We start from the raw sequence: 18,151 nt of genomic DNA, 5'->3' as shown, positions 1-18,151 counted from the left end.
CCCAACGAGTCTAACGGCAGAGGGCCATATGCTCGCCTGTTGCACGCCACAAGACAAGCATCAGCCGCCGCTCGTTCAGAATCCGCCAGCGGTTTCCTGACACAGCTGCGTCGCCAGCAGGCCCAAAGTCATTAGCGCCCGCTCGGCTTCGCGATTCCACGGAATCCCGCAGTTCAGGCGGATACAGTGGTTGAATTGCTCGGTATTACTGAAGATCAGCCCCGGCGCAATACTGATGCCCTGCTGCAATGCCCTGACATGCAATTCCTGGGTGTTCACCCTCCCCGGCAGACTCACCCACAGAATGAAGCCGCCCGTGGGCCGGGTCATTTGCGTGCCTTCGGGGAAGTACTGCTGCACCGCCAACTGGAAGGCGCTGAGGTTTTTTCGGTATTCCTGGCGGATGAAGCGTAAATGCCGGTCATAGCCGCCGTTTTCCAGATAGGCGGCGATCGCCATCTGCGTCACGCTGCACGCCGAATGGGTGCTGAAGGTCTGCAGGCGCTGGATCTCCTGCTGGTATTTGCCAGCGATCATCCAGCCGATGCGCACGCCGGGAGACAGGGTCTTGGAGAAACTTGAACAGTAGATCACCCGATCCAGTCGGTCATAAGCCTTGAGCGCTTTGGTTTTGCCCTGCTCGAACATCAGTTCGCCATAGATGTCGTCTTCAACGATCTGGATGTCGAAGTCCGAGGCCAAGCGCAGCAGTTGTTTCTGACGTTCCTCGGGCATGGTGCCGCCCAAAGGATTGCTCAGGCGCGTGGTCAGCACCAAGGCCTTGATCGACCACTGGTTGGCCGCCAGTTGCAGGGCTTCGAGGCTCATGCCGGTGGCAGGATCGCTGGGGATTTCGATGACTTTCAGACCGAGCAGGTCAGCCAGTTGCAACAAGCCGTAATAGGTCGGCGACTCGGCAGCGATCAGATCACCGGGCCGGGTCAGTACGCGTAGCGACATCTGCAAGGCGTCCACGCAGCCGTGGGTGATGACCACTTCCGACGGATCGACCACCACGCCGGCATCGCGCATGCGGATCGCTACTTGTCGGCGCAGCGGTTCGAAACCGGGGCTGAACATGTAGCTGAAGGCGCGCGGGCTATGGAAACGGGTGACTTTGGCCAACTGCTGATGCAGCGCGCGCACCGGCAAATAATCGACACTCGGTACGGCGGCGCCCAGCGCAAACACGCCTTCACGGCGCGACTCGACCAGAACTTGTTGAATGATGCTGCTGCGGGTGACCAGACCGGGCCGCTCGACCCGGGCAATGTCCGGCGTCGGCGCCGTCAACGCAGGCGTCTGGTGTACGTAATAACCGGACTGCGGACGCGCGCGGATCAGCCCCTGATCTTCGAGATTGGCGTACGCCTGCAACACCGTCGCATGGCTGACGTTGAGCTGCGAACTCATCTTGCGCACCGAGGGCACGCGCTCCCCCGGCTGATAGACACCACGGCGAATATCTTCGGCCAGTTGCTGAGCAATACGTTGGTAGAGCAAGAGATTGGTCATGACGCAGCACTCGATTTCACGGGCATTTTATTCTTGTGTGAAACAATACCGGAACAGTTTAGAAGTGTACTGGGACAGTTGCCACAATACTCGACCATACAGTGCAGTGTCTGCCCCCGACTGTACCGATTTGCGAGCTAATCGACAGACGTAAAAATGCCCGGTACTTGCCGGGCTATGCAATGGAACGCTGTAGGAGCTGACGAGTGCAACGAGGCTGCGATCTTTTGATCCTGTTTTTAAGATCAACATCAAAAGATCGCAGCCTTCGGCAGCTCCTACAGGGTTTCACCTGGCTTAACGAGCGGCGCCGAGCTGGCCTTTCTCGTCGGAGAAGACAATTTCCACCCGACGGTTCTGTGCGCGCCCACGCTCGGAAGCGTTGACGTCCACCGGGTATTCATCGCCGTAACCTTCGACCTTAATGCGCTTGTCCTCGATACCGAGATCCATCAGCACATCCGCCACCGCTTGTGCACGGTCGCGGGACAGTTTGAGGTTTTCCTGCTTGCCGCCGGTGCTGTCGGTGTAACCCTCGATGCGCACTACGCGTTTCGGATTCAGTTGCAGGAACTGAACGATCTTCAGCACGACACGGTTGGCCGAGTTTTTCAGCTCTGCTTCGCCGGTGTCGAACAGTACATCGCCGAGGGTCATCACCAGACCACGGTCGGTTTGCGTGGTGGCCAATGCGACGATCTGTTCTTCCAGCCATTTGCCCTGCTGCTGCACGCTGAGCAACTTGGATTCACGCAAAGCCAATTGCAGACGCTGGCGTTCCAGTTCGAGCTTGGCCGCGCGCTCTTCGTTGAGCACCTGATTGGTATGTTCGCGGGCGATTTCGCTGTAACGCTGGCTCAGGTAGGCATAATGCACCACGTCCGAACCGCTGCCCCAATAGGTCGACAGGCGATCGGCGCGAGCCAGCGACTCACCGGCGCGGATCACGTCCTTCGGTGCGATGCGCAGCACGTTGGAGTCTTCTTTGACTTTCTGGAAGTCGGCGCCGGCTTCTTGCAGAGCGGATTCACTGTGTTGCCCGGCGCAACCGTACAGGCTGGCGCAACCGGCGAGGATCAAAGCGCCTACGACTTTGGATTTGAGGCTCATTGGGCATCTCCCAGTTGCTTGCGCAGTCGGACGATGCGGGTGTTGAGCACGTTCAGCTGTTCTTCACTTTTTTGTGTCAGCACTTTGGCTTCAGCCAGACGCGCATCCAGCTCGGCCTGTTCGGCACGCATGCGCGCATTGCGATAGGACTCGTCGGCCATGTTGCCTTTGGCGCGATCGTATTTGGTTTCGGCCAGTTTCATTTCCGGCACTTCATCTGCAGTGGCGCCGACAGCCTTGGCCTGGGTGATGGCCTGCTCGGTCAGGCGCATTTGTTCGCTGGGTGCCGGATCGGTTGCGCAACCGGCCAGGGCCAGAACGGCCACAGCCGCGAAAAGAGGTCGAATACTCACTAAGAATCCCTACTGTTTTGGGGCACTGACAGGTTGTTGCGGCTGTTGCTGCTGCGCCTTCCAGCGCTCGATGTTGCGTTGCAGCGCGGCTTCCGTCAGTCCGGACGCGGGCAATTCTGTCATCTTTTTGGCTAGCTGTCCGCGCAACCACGGATCGTTGCAGGCCGAGTTGTGGGAAACCGCAAGGAACAGACCCGGCCGGTCGATGGGTTGCTCGAACACCAGCAGATCATTGGCCATGCCCAGCGCTTGCGCGGCGGCCATGCCCGAGTAGCGTCCGGCGAGTACATATTCCACTTCACCCAAGAGAAGTTTCTGAAAGGCTTGAGTGAGGTTTGCTGTCTTGGTCAGGGTCAGATTCTGCTCGGCGAACGTGCTGAATTCCTGGGTAATACGAGACTTTTCCGACAACGCGCCGGCATGGCCATGCAGGTCTTTGGCTTCGCTGTAGACCAGCGTCGAGCCTTTGCGCGTCCATACCAGATAGTCGTTTTCCAACAGCGGCGGATGGACGTAGTCGAGGTTTTCCAGCTCATTGAGGGTCAGTGGCGCGTCGGCGAGCATATCCATACGCCCGCTGCGCACTTCATCAAGGGCCTGCGAGCGTTTGCCGGCGTAGAGCAACTCGACCTTGATGCCGAGGTCCTTGGCCACTTGCTGCAACAGGTCGGCGCTGGCGCCGATCAACTGCTTGGGGTTTTGCGGGTCCTGCCACAGGTACGGCGGCGCATCCGGGCTGCCGGTGACGACAAGACGCTCGCACTTGCCAGCAGCCATGGCCAAACCGGGCAACAGGGCCAATCCCAACAACCATCCGCAGCGCAGATCCATGGCGAAACGCTCCCACTCAAATCCGAGACAAAAAAAAGCCCGACCAACAGGCCGGGCTCTTTATAAGTGAAGCCGCCGGATTAGACCAGCTTCTCCAGCTCAGGGACTGCTTCGAACAGATCCGCCACGAGACCGTAATCGGCCACCTGGAAGATCGGCGCTTCTTCGTCCTTGTTGATCGCAACGATCACTTTGGAGTCTTTCATACCGGCCAGGTGCTGGATCGCGCCGGAGATACCGACGGCGATGTACAGCTGTGGCGCAACGATCTTGCCGGTCTGACCGACCTGCATGTCGTTGGGTACGAAACCTGCGTCGACGGCGGCGCGCGAAGCACCGACGGCAGCGCCCAGCTTGTCGGCCAGGGCGTACAGGTGTTTGAAGTTGTCGCCGTTCTGCATGCCGCGGCCGCCGGATACGACGATCTTGGCAGCGGTCAGCTCTGGACGGTCGGACTTGGCCAGTTCTTCGCCAACGAAGCTCGAAGTGCCTGCGTCGTGTGCAGCGCCAACAGCTTCAACAGCCGCCGAACCACCTTCAGCAGCCACCGGGTCGAAACCGGTGGCACGCACGGTGATCACTTTGATCGCAGCAGTCGACTGCACGGTAGCGATGGCGTTACCGGCGTAGATCGGGCGCTTGAAGGTGTCAGCGCTTTCGACCGAGATGATCTCGGAGATCTGGTCAACGTCCAGCTGCGCGGCAACGCGTGGCAGGATGTTTTTGCCGTTGGAGGTGGCGGCAGCCAGGATGTGGCTGTAACCAGCGCCGAGCTCTGCCACCAGTGGAGCAACGTTTTCCGGCAGCTGATGCGCGTAAGCCGCGTTGTCAGCGTTCAGGACTTTGCTCACGCCAGCGATTTTCGCAGCGGCTTCAGCCACGGCGCCAGCGCCCTGACCTGCAACCAGAACGTGGATGTCGCCGCCGATTTTGGCCGCAGCAGCCACGGTGTTCAGTGTGGCCGGGGCCAGCACTTTGTTGTCGTGTTCAGCAATAACCAAGATAGTCATTTAGATTACCTTCGCTTCGTTTTTCAGTTTCTCGACCAGTTCAGCCACCGACTTGACCTTGATGCCCGCGCTGCGTGCAGCCGGCGCTTCGACTTTCAAGGTCTTGTTGGTGGAGGCGGTGGAAACGCCCAAAGCGTCCGGAGTCAGCACTTCGAGAGGCTTCTTCTTGGCTTTCATGATGTTTGGCAGAGACGCGTAGCGCGGCTCGTTCAAACGCAGGTCGGTGGTGACGATCGCCGGCAGTTTCAGCGAAACAGTCTGCGCGCCGCCGTCGATTTCGCGAGTCACGGCAACGCTGTCGCCGGAGACTTCGACTTTCGATGCGAACGTGCCCTGACCGTAGCCGCTCAATGCAGCGAGCATCTGGCCGGTCTGGTTGTTGTCGCTGTCGATGGCCTGTTTGCCAAGGATCACCAGCTGAGGCTGTTCCTTGTCGACCACAGCCTTGAGCAGCTTTGCCACGGCAAGCGAGGTCAGATCTTCAGCGGATTCGACGAGGATGGCACGGTCGGCGCCCAGAGCCAGTGCGGTACGCAGCTGCTCCTGAGCGGTGGTCGGGCCGATGGAGACGACGACGATTTCAGTCGCAACACCTTTCTCTTTCAGGCGTACGGCTTCTTCCACTGCGATTTCGCAGAACGGGTTCATCGACATCTTGACGTTGGCGAGATCGACGCCGGAATTGTCCGCCTTGACGCGAACCTTGACGTTGTAATCCACAACGCGTTTGACAGCTACAAGAACCTTCATGGATTCCTCGTTACTCTCCGGTGAAAAGAAAGTCGCCTAGGCGAACCTGGCGGTTGATGCTCATCAGGCTAAAAGGGCACCTCTAAAAACGCCGACCGGGGTGCGAAGTGATTGCACGACGTTAAGGGGTGCGACCGTTCGTCAGTGGTGACCGACAAGTCATAACTCCTCACGCGGTGTAAACTGCGCGCCAGACCGCGCTGCGCATCACCTTCTACTGCCTGTGCCCTGTCTTTAGACGTGCTCTTGAAACCGCCAGTCTGCCTACGACGAGCGCAAAACCGCCCGTATCTTGACCGGAACGCCTATTCCGGTCAATACAGCAAAATGACCATTCATAAGCCGCGCTTCTTTGATTTCTCTGGCCTGGAGCCGATTCAAACAAACGTTTGTATTGGACGCTAGGAGTGGTGTAGATATAATGCGCCGCCTAGAGAGAAAGGTCTGTCCAATATTCCCCTTGACGTTAACGTAAAGGAATAGCGGATGCGACATCAAACCTCCAAATTAGAAAAAAAACTGTTGAGCCTTGAGTAGGAGATAGCCTGTGGAACGCGAATACATGGAATTCGACGTGGTCATCGTCGGTGCCGGCCCCGCTGGCCTGTCCGCCGCCTGCCGTCTGAAGCAGAAGGCCGCCGAAGCCGGTAAGGAAATCAGCGTCTGCGTGGTCGAAAAAGGCTCCGAAGTCGGCGCGCACATCCTCTCCGGTGCCGTGTTCGAACCACGCGCTCTGAATGAACTGTTCCCGGACTGGAAAGAACTTGGCGCGCCGCTGAATACGCCTGTCACCCGCGACGACATTTTCGTGCTGAAAAACGCCAACAGCGCGCAGAAGATTCCTGACCTCTTTGTGCCCAAGACCATGCACAACGAAGGCAACTACATCATCTCCCTCGGCAACCTGTGCCGCTGGCTGGCTCAGCAGGCAGAGAACCTCGGTGTAGAAATCTACCCAGGCTTCGCCGCTCAGGAAGCGCTGATCGACGAGCAAGGCGTGGTTCGCGGGATCATCACCGGTGATCTGGGCGTCGACCGCGAAGGCAACCCGAAAGAAGGTCTGTACACCCCGGGCATGGAACTGCGTGGCAAGTACACGCTGTTCGCCGAAGGTTGCCGTGGCCACATCGGCAAGCAACTGATCAAGCGCTACAACCTCGACAGCGATGCCGACGCTCAGCACTACGGCATCGGCCTGAAAGAAATCTGGGAAATCGACCCGGCCAAGCATCAGCCAGGCCTGGTGGTGCACACCGCTGGTTGGCCGCTGGACATCATGGGCACCGAGAACACCGGCGGCTCGTTCCTCTATCACCTGGAAAACAACCAGGTGGTGGTCGGTCTGATCGTCGATCTGTCCTACAGCAACACCTACCTGTCGCCGTTCGACGAGTTCCAGCGCCTCAAGCATCACCCGGTGCTGGCTCAGTACCTGGAAGGCGGCAAGCGCATCAGCTACGGCGCCCGCGCCATCTGCAAAGGTGGCCTGAACTCGCTGCCGAAAATGGTGTTCAAGGGCGGCGCGCTGATCGGTTGCGATCTCGGCACTCTGAACTTCGCCAAGATCAAAGGCAGCCACACCGCGATGAAGTCGGGCATGCTCGCCGCTGAATCGGTGGCTGAGGCGCTGTTCGCTGAAAAGGACGGCACAGAAGAACTGACCGCTTATGTGGACGCGTTCAAGAAGAGCTGGCTCTACGACGAACTGTTCGCCAGCCGCAACTTCGGCCCGGCGATCCACAAGTTCGGCGCCATCGTTGGCGGCGGTTTCAACTGGCTCGATCAGAACATCTTCGGCGGCAAACTGCCGTTCACCCTGCACGACACCAAGCCGGATTACGCCTGCCTCAAGCTCGCGGCCGACTGCAAGAAGATCGACTATCCGAAGCCGGACGGCAAACTCAGCTTCGACAAGCTCAGCTCGGTGTTCATCTCCGGTACCAACCACGAAGAAGAACAGCCTTGCCACTTGAAGCTGAAAGACCCGAGCATCCCGATCAGCAAGAACCTGCCGCTGTACGACGAACCGGCGCAGCGCTACTGCCCGGCCGGCGTGTACGAAGTGATCACCAAGGAAGACGGCGAGAAGCGCTTCCAGATCAACGCCCAGAACTGCGTGCACTGCAAGACCTGTGACATCAAGGACCCTTCGCAGAACATCACCTGGGTCACGCCGGAAGGCGCTGGCGGCCCGACTTATCCGAATATGTAAGTCGAACCGCTGAACAACAAGGCTCCCAAATCGGGGGCCTTTTTGTTGCTCACAATTCCGCTAGCAACACAATCCCTGTGGGAGCTGGCTTGCCAGCGATGGGGCCGTGTCAAACTACATCACGGCAAACTGAACCACCGCTATCGCTGGCCAGCTCCCACAGGGAGTGTGTAAATCTTCAGGCAGCGCGCTCGTCACCCGGGCTGCGCTCGAAGTAGCGCTTGTACTCGCGGCTGAACTGCGACGTGCTCTGATACCCCACCCGATGCGCCACCTGCGCCACACCCAACCCCTCCGCCACCAGCAACGTCTGCGCCTTCAACAGTCGCAAGCGTTTCAAATACTGCACCGGCGACAACAACGTGCTGCGTTTGAAGTGCTCATGAAAGGTCGACACGCTCATGTTCGCGCAACCGGCCAGGGTCTCGACATTCAATGGCTCGGTGTAATGCGCGTGCAGATGACTGATCGACGCCGCCACCCGCGCGAACTGCCCCTGCTGCTCGACCAACGCGCGCAACACATCGGCCTGCGGCCCGCGCAACGCGACAAACAACAACTCCCGAACCCGCGCCGGCCCGAGAATCTGGCATTCCAGCGGATCGTGCAGGCAGCTCAGCAACCGCTCGACACACCCTCGCATGTCATCGTCGAGCACCACCGACGTCATCGACTCCGGCGTCTGTGCCGGAATATGCCGGCCCGGTGCCAGTCCCATGGCCAACACCAACTCACCGAGCAACACCCGATCAATCGCCACCGACACCCCGAGCAACGGCGCATCCGGCAAGGCAAACGTCTCGCACTCGAACGGCACCGGCAGCGCCTGAATCAAATAATGCCCGGCGCCATATTCCATCGTCCGTGGCCCGAGAAACGCCAGTTTGCTGCCCTGCGCGATGATCATCAGGCTCGGCTCATAAATGTGCGGGCCACGGGCAACGTCGCAACTGGCGCGCAACACCTGCACACCGGGCAACCCGGTCGGCGAATAACCATCGCGCAGCGCCAGCGGTTCGATCAACGAAACCAGCCGGGCATTGGCATCAAGATGACGGGTTAATTGCATCAAAACTCTTCACTGAAAATGTGGCGAAAAAAGGGATAAAAGCATCATCGCAGATCCTTTTGCCAATACGACCGATCAAACCCGCATGCCGGAGGATTAGGCATGAGACCCGGAGGAATCGTCATGGCCGACCGGTCAGTCGGCGCCCAGAATGCGCCGCCTCACTTGTTCCTGCTTTTGCGAGGTTTCACATGTATACCGCCATCGGCTATGCCGCCCAATCGGCCACCACCCCCCTCGCCCCGATGAAATTCGAACGCCGCAGCCCGCGCGCCGACGACGTCGCCATCGAGATTCTCTATTGCGGCGTCTGCCACTCCGATATCCACCAGGCGCGCAACGAATGGGGTATCGCCGTTTACCCGTTGATGCCCGGCCACGAGATCGTCGGAAAAGTCACCGCGATCGGTGCGAATGTCACCCAACACAAAGTAGGCGATCTGGTCGGGGTTGGCTGCATGGTCGACTCGTGCCGCACCTGCGAAGCCTGCCAATCGAACCTGGAGCAATACTGCCTCGAAGGCCCGACCATGACTTACGCCACCCCGGATCGGGTGGATGGCAGCAACACCATGGGCGGTTATTCCGACAGCATCGTCGTCAGCGAACACTTCGTTGTGCGCATTCCAGAGAAACTGGCTCTGGCCAGCGCCGCGCCGATCCTTTGCGCCGGCATCACCACCTACTCTCCGCTCAAGCACTACGGCGTCAAGGCTGGCGATAAGGTCGGGATCCTCGGCATGGGCGGTTTGGGCCACATGGGCATCAAGTTTGCCAAAGCCATGGGCGCTGAAGTCACGCTGTTCACCCGCTCGGCGAGCAAAGCGGAAGAAGGTCGTCGTCAGGGTGCCGATCATGTGATCGTTTCCACCGACGCCGAACAGATGAAAGCCGCTGCCGGTTACTTCGACTTCCTGCTCGACACCATTCCGGTGCAGCACGATCTCAACCCGTACCTCGACACCCTGCGTTTCGACGGCGTGCACATTCTGGTTGGCCTGATCGAACCGATCGATCCGCCAGTTCACGCCGGCAAACTGGTGATGAGCCGTCGCGTGTTGGCCGGTTCGTTGATCGGTGGCGTCGCCGAAACCCAGGAAGTGCTGGATTTCTGCGCCGAACACAACATCACCTGCGACATCGAAATGCTCGACATCCGCCAGATCAACGAGGCTTACGCCCGAATGATCGCCGGCGACGTGAAGTACCGTTTCGTCATCGACATGGCGACGCTCAAGGTTTAAATCTTCAGACCGAGTTCCGCCGAGAGCCGGGCTGTGACCCCTTTGATCAGGGGAATCAGCTCGGCCATTTTTTCCAGCGGCATGTACGGCACGGTGCTGGCGATGCTGATCGCCGCCACGATGCCCTTGCTCGCATCGCGAATCGGCGCCGCCACGCAGCGGATCGACGGTTCGTTGTCCTCCAGATCGAAGGCGTAGCCACCGGCGACGTATTCGGTCATGCGCTGCTCCAGCTGTTCCCACGACTGCTGGGGATGCTGCGGCCAGAACTGACTTTTCCCACCGGCCGGCAGGCTGATGTCGTACAGACGCTGCCAATCTTTCGGCGAATCATCGAGCATCAACGCCTTGCCGATCCCGGTACGCGCCAGCGGCATGCGATGGCCGACGCGCGAACGCATTTCCGGGCCATTGCGCCCTGGATTCTTCAGCAAGTACAGCACTTCATCGCCTTCACGAATGCCCAAGTGCACGGTGTCACCGGTCAGCGCCGACAGCTCGTCCAGATACGGTGCGGCCAAGGTCACCAGCGGCAACTCTTCGCGCGCCTGGAAACCCAGTTCGATCAGCTTCGGCCCGAGCAGATAACCGACTTGCGGCACCACACGCAAGTAGCGCTCGTCGACCAGACAACTGGCCAGACGATGGGTGGTACTGCGCGTGGTGCCGATCAGCCGGGCAATCTCCTTGAGATCGCGGGCGCCACTGGCCACCGCTTGCACCACTCCCAGGCCACGCAATAGCGTCTGGGTGCCGGTGGGTGCGGCGTCCTTGGTTTTTTCCGGGGCGTCTTCCTGCATATCCAGCCTTTTACCGTTGAGCGAAGGAACGGGCGGCATTATGGTCGCCCGACGCAGACCACTACAACTCGATACGCTCGACCTTGCCGACCAGCAGCACGTAGGACAAAGCACCGATCAAGGCGAGCACCGCGATATAGGTGATCGCCGGCGCAAACGAATCGCCGCTGGCGAGGAAGCCAATCACGATCGGCGTGGCAATCGCAGACAGATTGCCGATGAAGTTGAACACCCCGCCAGTCAGGCCGAGCAGCCGTGCCGGCGCCAACGTCGAGACCAGCGACCACGTGATCGAGGCCAGACCATTGCCGAAAAACGCCAGCGCCAGAAAGGCAATCACCAGCGGCGTCGACTCAACGAAGTTGGCACCGATGATCGAGGTGGAAATCAGCAGGCCGCCAATGATCGGCAACTTGCGCGCAAAGCCAACCGTGTAGCCGCGCCGAATCAGGAAGTCGGAAAAGAATCCCGAACACAGCACGCCAACGAACGCGGCCAGAAATGGCAGCGACGCGAGCAGGCCGGACTTGATGAAGTCCATGCCGCGATATTTCACCAGGTAGGTCGGGAACCATGTGAGGAAAAACCATAGCGTCGAGTTCAGGCAGAACTGGCCGAGGTAGATGCCCCACAACTTGCGTTTGGTCAGGACAATGCCCAAATCGGTCCAGCTGAATTTGGCTTTGACCTTGGCCGTTTCCTGCTGGATATCGACCAGACCACCGCCTTCACGGATCAAGTCGATTTCGGCTTCGTTGGCGCCCTTGAAATCCCGTGGCTCGCGATACACCGCGTACCAGATCACCGCCCAAATGATGCCCACCGCGCCGGTCGCGACGAAGACCATGTGCCAGCCGAATTCGTGCTGCAGCCAAGCCAGCACCGGGGTCAGGAAGGCCAGGCCGACGAACTGCCCCGAGGTGTAGAAACCAATGGCCGTGGCGCGTTCACGCTCGGGAAACCAAGTCGTCACCACGCGGCTATTGATCGGATACGCCGGTGCTTCCAGCGCGCCGACCGCCATGCGCAACACGAACAGCGCGATAAAACTGGCGGCGAAACCGAGCATCACCGTGGCAATCGACCACAGCAGCAACGCGACGCTGTAAAGAATGCGCGGTGGCACGCGATCGACCAGCCAGCCGCCGGGGATCTGCATGGCGGCATAGGTCCAGCCGAACGCGGAAAAGATCAGGCCTACGTGAATCGGATCGATGCCCAGCTCACTGGTCAGCGCTGGCGCGGCAATCGACAGGTTGCTGCGGTCGAGGTAGTTGATGACCACGGTGATAAACAGCAACACCATGATGAAAAACCGCTTGCGGCTAGGCGTGACTAAAGACGCCTGCCCGGTGAGGGTTTGCGGTTGCATGGGGAGAGCCTCTTTTTATGTTTATTGAGGTCGGCCTGAGGCCTTGCACCTGATCGTTCCCACGCTCCGCGTGGGAATGCAGCCAGGGACGCTCCGCGTCCCAAAAGCGGACGCAGAGCGTCCATAGAGGCATTCCCACGCAGAGCGTGGGAACGATCTCATCGGGTGTGTCAGGGACAAATCACCACTCGGCAAAACTGCCATCGGCATGGCGCCAGATCGGGTTGCGCCAGCGGTGGCCGACAGCTGCACGCTCGATCACGTATTCCTCGTTGATCTCGATGCCCAGGCCCGGCCCGTTCGGGATCTTCACGAAACCTTTGTCGTAATCGAACACCCGTGGATCCTTCACGTAGTCGAGCAAGTCGTTGCTCTCGTTGTAATGGATGCCCAGGCTCTGCTCCTGGATAAACGCGTTGTAACAAACGGCGTCCAGTTGTAAACACGCCGCCAGTGCAATCGGCCCCAGCGGGCAATGCAGCGCCAGCGCCACGTCGTAGGCTTCGGCCATGTTGGCGATCTTGCGGGTTTCGGTGATGCCGCCGGCGTGCGAGGCGTCCGGCTGGATGATGTCGACGTAACCTTCGCTCAACACGCGTTTAAAGTCCCAACGCGAAAACAAACGCTCGCCGAGGGCAATCGGCGTGCTGGTCAACGGCGCCAGTTCTTTCAACGCTTCGTAGTTTTCGCTCAACACCGGTTCTTCGATGAACATCAGTTTGTACGGGTCGAGTTCCTTCATCAGCACCTTGGCCATCGGCTTGTGCACGCGGCCATGGAAGTCGACGCCGATGCCGACGTTCGGCCCGACCGCGTCACGCACGGCGGCGACGTTGGCCAGCGCAAGGTCAACCTTTTCGAAAGTGTCGAGAAATTGCAGCTCTTCGGTGCCGTTCATTTTCACCGCGGTGAAACCACGACTCACCGCCTCTTTCGCCGCACGCGCGGTGTCGGCCGGACGGTCGCCGCCGATCCACGAATACACGCGAATCTTGTCGCGCACCTGACCACCGAGCAGATCGCTCACCGACACCCCGAGCGCCTTGCCCTTGATGTCCCACAGCGCCTGATCGATACCGGCCAGCGCACTCATGTGGATCGCGCCGCCACGGTAGAAACCGCCGCGATACAGCACCGTCCAGATGTCTTCGATATTGCGTGGATCTTTGCCGATCAGGTAGTCGGACAATTCTTCGACGGCAGCCGCAACGGTGTGCGCGCGCCCTTCGACCACAGGTTCGCCCCAACCGGTCACGCCCTCGTCGGTTTCGACCTTGAGGAAGCACCAGCGCGGCGGAACGATGAAGGTGGTGAGTTTGGTGATTTTCATCTCTGCTCTCTTTTGTAAATGCAGCTCTTGTTAGATGCAGCGCACGCAGCGCCAAAAAGTCCTAGCGAAGCGCCTTCCACGCGGCCACATAAGCCTTGGCATTCACCGCCACCTGCTCCGGCGTCATGCCCGGTTTGAACAGGCCGGAACCGAGACCGAAACCTTTCACGCCAGCGTCGATAAACGCCTGCATGTTGTCCGGCGTGATGCCGCCGACCGGCGCCAGCACCGTTCCGGACGGCAACACCGCGAGCCAGGCTTTGACGACCGCCGGGCCCATTTGCTCGGCGGGGAACAGCTTGAGAATGTCCGCGCCCTCTGCCAGCGCCGCGAACGCTTCGGTCGGTGTGGCAACGCCGGGCGACAAAAACAGCCCCGCCGCTTTGGCTGCGCGCAACACCTTGGCATCGCTGTGCGGCATGACGATCACCTGACCGCCGGCCTCCTTCACCAACTCGACCTGTTCCGGCGTCAGCACCGTGCCGGCACCGATCAGGCAATCGGCGGGCAAGGTCTTGCGCAGGATACGGATACTTTCGTACGGCGATGGGGAATTGAGCGGTACTTCGATGACGCGAAATCCGGCGGCATACAGGACTTCTCCGACAGCGGCAGCTTCCTGCGGGTGCAGGCCACGCAGAATCGCGATCAGACCGTTTTGCGCCAATGCTTGCTTGAGCATGTCAGGCCTCCAGTCAGGGTTAACGGGATGAGGAATCGATCAGTCCGGCAGCCAGCGCCAATTGCCACAAGCCACGCTCGGTGGCCTGCTCGGCCAGGGTAACGTTGGCGAAGCCACAGGCATCGAGGGCACGGCGGTAGCGCGCACACAATTGCGCGTTGCCGATGAGGATGATCGAAGGAAGATTCGGGTTGTTGCGGCGACGGCGTTGAGCGCTGGCAAGTGCTGCCAATTCATGGCCAATCATCAGGCCAGACAGATAATCCGCCTGCGCCGTCGGGCTCAGTTCACCGGTCAGCCCCAATGTGCGGGCACTGAACAAGGTCGACAGCACGCCGAGTTCGCCGTCCGCCGACTGCGCAATCTGCACGCCACGATCAAATGCTTGAGCATCGAACGTCGCGCTGTGTTGCTGGGTTCGACCGAGGATGCTGTGTTCACTGAGCACGGCGAACACTTCGCCGGTCATGAACGTGTCGAAATGAGTGATGCAGCCATCGACCACGTCAACCCATTTCGAGTGGCTGCCCGGCAGACCGATCAGCAGATCAGCGCCCGCCTCGACCGGCAGGTTCTGCAGAACGCCAAGCACTTGGGTTTCTTCGCCGCGCATCACGTTGGGCAAACGCGAACGCTGAATCACCCCCGGCACGATATGCACGACGGTGCCGCGAAGGCTGATAACTGTTTGTAGGGAGTTTCCGAGATTGGCGACGTTCGCCGGCGTCTCGCAGTAGGCCGCTTCACGCCAGCCCTGCGCACTGCCGACCATGCCGCAGGCAATCACCGGCAGGTCCGGCTGCGCATCGAGCCAGTCGCCGCAGGCCTCGTCGAAGGCCAATTCAAAACCATCGGCGCATTCGCGACCGTTGATGATTCGCGGAGTCTTGGGCAACTGCATGATCCCGGACGACAGCGAGCGCTGCTCCAGCACCAGACCATCGGCCGCGAGTTTGTAAGCACGTAATGAGGTTGTCCCCCAATCGAGCGCGATCAATTGCGCCAGCATCGCTTCACCTGTTTTGTTTTTGGCAGTGAGTGCGACGGACTATAAACCTTGGCGTGGTGAAATCTCAATATATAAATATCAATCCCATATTTTGGGATGCAGACAAAAAAAGATCGCGGCTTCGGCAGCTCCTTCAGAGTTTTCACCCATTCCCTGTAGGAGCTGTCGAAGGCTGCGATCTTTTGATGAAGTCAGTGACCTTCAGCGAATTCCCTCAGTACCTTGCCATCCATGCGATAACGCACCCACTCTTCCTGCGGCTGCGCGCCGAGCGACTTGTAAAAATCGATGGCCGGGGTATTCCAGTCGAGCACGCTCCATTCGAAGCGGCCACAGTCGTTGTCGCAGGCGATTTTCGCTAGGTGACGCAGCAGGGTTTTGCCGGCGCCGCCACCGCGTTGTTCGGGGGTGATGTAGAGGTCTTCGAGGTACAGGCAGTTGCTGCCGAGCCAGGTCGAATAGCTGAAGAAAAATACCGCGAAACCGATTGGCAGACCGTCGCGCAGGCAGATCAGACCGTGGGCGGTGGCGCCTTCGCCGAACAGGCTGCGTTCGATATCGGCGACGCTGGCGATGACTTCGTGACGGGCCTTTTCGAAATCGGCGAGTTCAGTGATGAAGGCGAGGATTTGCGGAGCATCGCTGGGGGTCGCCGGGCGGATTTCGATCGTCATGGACGGGCCTTGTCGGAAAAGGAAAACGCCATACTAAGGCCGTGGGCGGCGCTCGTCACATGGCAAAACACACACTACCCTGCCAATGTTGCAACACTGCAGTCCGGTGTGGGAGCGAGCTTGCTCGCGAAAGCGTCCTTGCAGTCACCCTTTCAGTCAACTGCAAGAATGCCTTCGCGAGCAAGCTCGCTCCCACAATGGACTTGGACAATCTGCAAGGACGCTTATGAACTTTGAGTGTTTTACACCCGTAGCGGCACTGGCGACAGAGTTGCTGCCCCACGCACTGGAGCTGTCCGACGACGGCGCCCATGACCTCGCTCACCTGCAGCGTGTCTGGCACAACGTGTGCACGTTGCATGAAGAAGAAGGTGGCGATCTAGAGGTATTGCTGGCTGCCGTACTGCTGCACGATTGCGTGGCTATTGAAAAGAACTCCCCACTGCGCGCGCAAGCCTCACGGCTGGCGGCAGACAAGGCTTCATCGGTGCTCACCGAACTGAACTGGCCCAGCGCAAAAATCGCCAGCGTCGCCCACGCCATCGAAGCCCACAGCTTCTCCGCCAACATCACCCCGCTCACCCTCGAAGCGAAAATCGTCCAGGACGCCGACCGCCTCGACTCGCTGGGCATGCTCGGCGTCGCCCGCACCTTTTACGTCGCCGGACGCATGGGCTCGGCGCTGTATGACCCGCAGGATCCTGAGGCGAAACAACGCGACTACGACGATACCCGGTTTTGCCTCGATCACTTCCAGACCAAACTGCTGCACCTCGCCGAGGGTTTCCAGACCGCCGCGGGCCAGCGTCTGGCGCGGGTCCGTCATCAACGCTTGAAGGGTTTCATGGAGCAGTTCAAGGAAGAGATCGGCATCGTTTGACCACTTACTCCGGCGCGCACTGATCCTGACTTCGCCATCCTCAGACCTAATCTGCGCGCACACCGTGGTAAACAGAGGACGCTGATTTTTCCGGTCAAGGAACCGCGTCATGTCTCAAGCAACACCTCAAGTGTCAGGCAAGTTGTTCGGCCTGTTCTGCCTCGCCAGTTACTTGTTGTCGCTGTCCTATGGCTCGACGTTTTTACTGTCGTTGTTGATTGGTTCGCGCGGTGGAAATGAACACGATGCCGGCAGTGTGATTTCGGCGGCGATGCTCAGCACGTTCGTGGCGGTGCTGATGTCCGGGCACTTGTCCGACTTGCTCGGCGCGGCGCGTTCGATTGCGCTGTTCGGGCTGTTGCTGGTGGCGGCGAGTCTGGGCTTTGCGATGACGCCAGGGTTCGGTCATTTACTGTTGTTTTTCGGCTTGTTGCTGGGCTTGGGCTGGGGCGTTTTCTATACGTTGGGGCCGATCATCGTCGCCAGTCTGGTGACCCCGGCGCAGCGCGCTAAATACTTTGCGCTGTTGTCCGGCAGCATGATGACCGGCATCGGCAGCGGCCCGTTGCTCGGGCGTGCCGCCAGTGCGCTGGGTCTGCCGGTGACCTCGGCGTTCTATCTGGCAGCGTTGGCGAGCCTGATCGGCGTGCTGCTGTTCTGGCGTCTTGGCGCGCGATTGAAAAGCACGCAAGCCACGTCAGCCGCGAGAATTACCTGGCAAGCGACGACTCAGGTACTCAGCTCCCGTGCGCTGTTTCCGATCATCATGGTTGGGCTCGGCGGTTGTGTGTTCGGCGGGCTGTCGAGTTTTCAGACCAGTTATGCGGCGGCACGCTCGCTAGACTATTCGCTGTTCTTCCTCGGTTTCATGAGTGCGGCCATCAGCAGCCGGATGTTGATCGCCGGTTTTGTGGTCAAGCGTGATCCGCTGCGCGCGTCCTGCCTGTTGTCGGGGTTGATGCTCGGCTCCATCGTCTTGTTCGCGTTCGGTGTGCACAGCGGCTTCAGCTATCTGCTGGCGGCGGTGATGCTCGGTGTCGGTTACGGCCTGACGTATTCGGTAATCAATGGCCTCGCCGCCAACGAAGCACCGACCGGCACCACGTCGCAGGCGCTGCTGCTGTTCAGTCTTTCGTACTTTATTGGTGTGTTCGGCTTTCCGTTGCTGGCCGGCAAAATCATCGTCGAACAGGGGATGGCGACATTGCTGCTCACGGTACTGGCAGTGGCGCTGGCGAACTGGCTGATCACCCTTGGGCGCTTGCTCTGGCGCCGAATCAACATCAAAACGGCAGCGACGATCTAGACCG

At 59.7% G+C, this 18,151-nt stretch carries 17 protein-coding genes; 4 read left to right on the top strand and 13 right to left on the bottom strand.

The genetic code is table 11. The features are described 5' to 3' along the window. Nucleotides 1–75: 75 nt before the first annotated feature. The 6 genes from EJA71_RS24195 to EJA71_RS24170 form a co-directional block, all read right to left on the bottom strand. Nucleotides 76–1,515, bottom strand: coding sequence for a PLP-dependent aminotransferase family protein (locus EJA71_RS24195; protein ID WP_158960055.1), 1,440 nt, complete (start codon nt 1,513–1,515; stop codon nt 76–78). A gap of 297 nt (nt 1,516–1,812) precedes the next feature. Then, a complete protein-coding gene (locus tag EJA71_RS24190; RefSeq protein ID WP_158960053.1) occupies nt 1,813–2,625 on the bottom strand; it encodes an OmpA family protein in 813 nt (270 codons plus the stop codon). Then, nucleotides 2,622–2,978 (bottom strand): DUF4398 domain-containing protein, encoded by a 357-nt coding sequence (locus tag EJA71_RS24185; RefSeq protein WP_178113743.1) that lies wholly within the window; start codon nt 2,976–2,978, stop codon nt 2,622–2,624. The genes EJA71_RS24190 and EJA71_RS24185 overlap by 4 nt, the downstream gene beginning before the upstream one ends. 9 nt (nt 2,979–2,987) lie before the next feature. Next, on the bottom strand, nt 2,988–3,809 hold the full coding sequence (locus tag EJA71_RS24180; RefSeq protein ID WP_158960051.1) for an ABC transporter substrate-binding protein: 822 nt from the start codon (nt 3,807–3,809) through the stop codon (nt 2,988–2,990). 80 nt (nt 3,810–3,889) lie between these two features. After that, on the bottom strand, nt 3,890–4,819 hold the full coding sequence (locus tag EJA71_RS24175) for an electron transfer flavoprotein subunit alpha/FixB family protein (RefSeq protein WP_007908340.1): 930 nt from the start codon (nt 4,817–4,819) through the stop codon (nt 3,890–3,892). Beyond that, complete coding sequence (locus EJA71_RS24170) at nt 4,820–5,569, bottom strand: electron transfer flavoprotein subunit beta/FixA family protein (RefSeq protein WP_007908338.1); 750 nt, start codon at nt 5,567–5,569, stop codon at nt 4,820–4,822. A 547-nt stretch (nt 5,570–6,116) separates the two neighbouring features. On the opposite strand from EJA71_RS24170, the gene EJA71_RS24165 reads away from it, so the two are divergent. Beyond that, the gene (locus EJA71_RS24165; RefSeq protein ID WP_158960049.1) at nt 6,117–7,781 is read left to right on the top strand and encodes an electron transfer flavoprotein-ubiquinone oxidoreductase; all 1,665 of its coding nucleotides are present in this window, start codon (nt 6,117–6,119) and stop codon (nt 7,779–7,781) included. Between the two features lie 178 nt (nt 7,782–7,959). Here the strand turns inward: EJA71_RS24165 and EJA71_RS24160 are convergent, their stop codons facing one another. Then, the gene (locus EJA71_RS24160; RefSeq protein ID WP_008085522.1) at nt 7,960–8,850 is read right to left on the bottom strand and encodes an AraC family transcriptional regulator; all 891 of its coding nucleotides are present in this window, start codon (nt 8,848–8,850) and stop codon (nt 7,960–7,962) included. Nucleotides 8,851–9,041: 191 nt separating this feature from the next. Between EJA71_RS24160 and EJA71_RS24155 the strand changes: the two genes are divergently transcribed. Continuing rightward, nucleotides 9,042–10,094, top strand: a complete 1,053-nt coding sequence (locus EJA71_RS24155) for an NAD(P)-dependent alcohol dehydrogenase (RefSeq protein ID WP_007908332.1) — start codon at nt 9,042–9,044, stop codon at nt 10,092–10,094. Here the strand turns inward: EJA71_RS24155 and EJA71_RS24150 are convergent. The 6 genes from EJA71_RS24150 to EJA71_RS24125 all read right to left on the bottom strand — a co-directional run bounded on the left by EJA71_RS24150 (nt 10,091) and on the right by EJA71_RS24125 (nt 15,961). Beyond that, entirely contained in the window at nt 10,091–10,894 is an 804-nt protein-coding gene (locus EJA71_RS24150) for an IclR family transcriptional regulator (RefSeq protein WP_158960093.1), read from the bottom strand. The genes EJA71_RS24155 and EJA71_RS24150 overlap by 4 nt on opposite strands. A 61-nt stretch (nt 10,895–10,955) precedes the next feature. After that, the gene (locus EJA71_RS24145; protein ID WP_158960047.1) at nt 10,956–12,266 is read right to left on the bottom strand and encodes an MFS transporter; all 1,311 of its coding nucleotides are present in this window, start codon (nt 12,264–12,266) and stop codon (nt 10,956–10,958) included. Between the two features lie 181 nt (nt 12,267–12,447). Then, nucleotides 12,448–13,596 (bottom strand): galactonate dehydratase, encoded by a 1,149-nt coding sequence (dgoD, locus tag EJA71_RS24140; protein WP_008085519.1) that lies wholly within the window; start codon nt 13,594–13,596, stop codon nt 12,448–12,450. 61 nt (nt 13,597–13,657) lie between these two features. Continuing rightward, nucleotides 13,658–14,278: a 2-dehydro-3-deoxy-6-phosphogalactonate aldolase gene (locus tag EJA71_RS24135; protein WP_008085516.1), complete on the bottom strand. Its 621-nt coding sequence runs from the start codon at nt 14,276–14,278 to the stop codon at nt 13,658–13,660. A 19-nt stretch (nt 14,279–14,297) separates the two neighbouring features. Then, nucleotides 14,298–15,287, bottom strand: a complete 990-nt coding sequence (locus EJA71_RS24130) for a 2-dehydro-3-deoxygalactonokinase (RefSeq protein ID WP_158960045.1) — start codon at nt 15,285–15,287, stop codon at nt 14,298–14,300. 191 nt (nt 15,288–15,478) lie between these two features. Then, nucleotides 15,479–15,961, bottom strand: coding sequence for a GNAT family N-acetyltransferase (locus EJA71_RS24125; RefSeq protein WP_158960043.1), 483 nt, complete (start codon nt 15,959–15,961; stop codon nt 15,479–15,481). 226 nt (nt 15,962–16,187) lie between these two features. Here EJA71_RS24125 and EJA71_RS24120 point away from each other — a divergent pair, with 226 nt between their 5' ends. Both EJA71_RS24120 and EJA71_RS24115 read left to right on the top strand, forming a co-directional pair. Then, nucleotides 16,188–16,841 carry an HD domain-containing protein gene (locus EJA71_RS24120; RefSeq protein ID WP_158960041.1) on the top strand — a complete coding sequence of 218 codons (654 nt, stop codon included), beginning with the start codon at nt 16,188–16,190 and terminating at the stop codon, nt 16,839–16,841. A gap of 109 nt (nt 16,842–16,950) precedes the next feature. After that, nucleotides 16,951–18,147 (top strand): MFS transporter, encoded by a 1,197-nt coding sequence (locus EJA71_RS24115; protein WP_158960039.1) that lies wholly within the window; start codon nt 16,951–16,953, stop codon nt 18,145–18,147. The last annotated feature ends 4 nt before the right edge of the window (nt 18,148–18,151 follow it).

The organism is Pseudomonas sp. PB106 (genome assembly GCF_009764645.1).
Classification (GTDB): Bacteria; Pseudomonadota; Gammaproteobacteria; order Pseudomonadales; family Pseudomonadaceae; genus Aquipseudomonas.
Note: the sequence above shows the minus strand (reverse complement) of the source record. Positions and strands in the feature narration are given on the sequence as shown.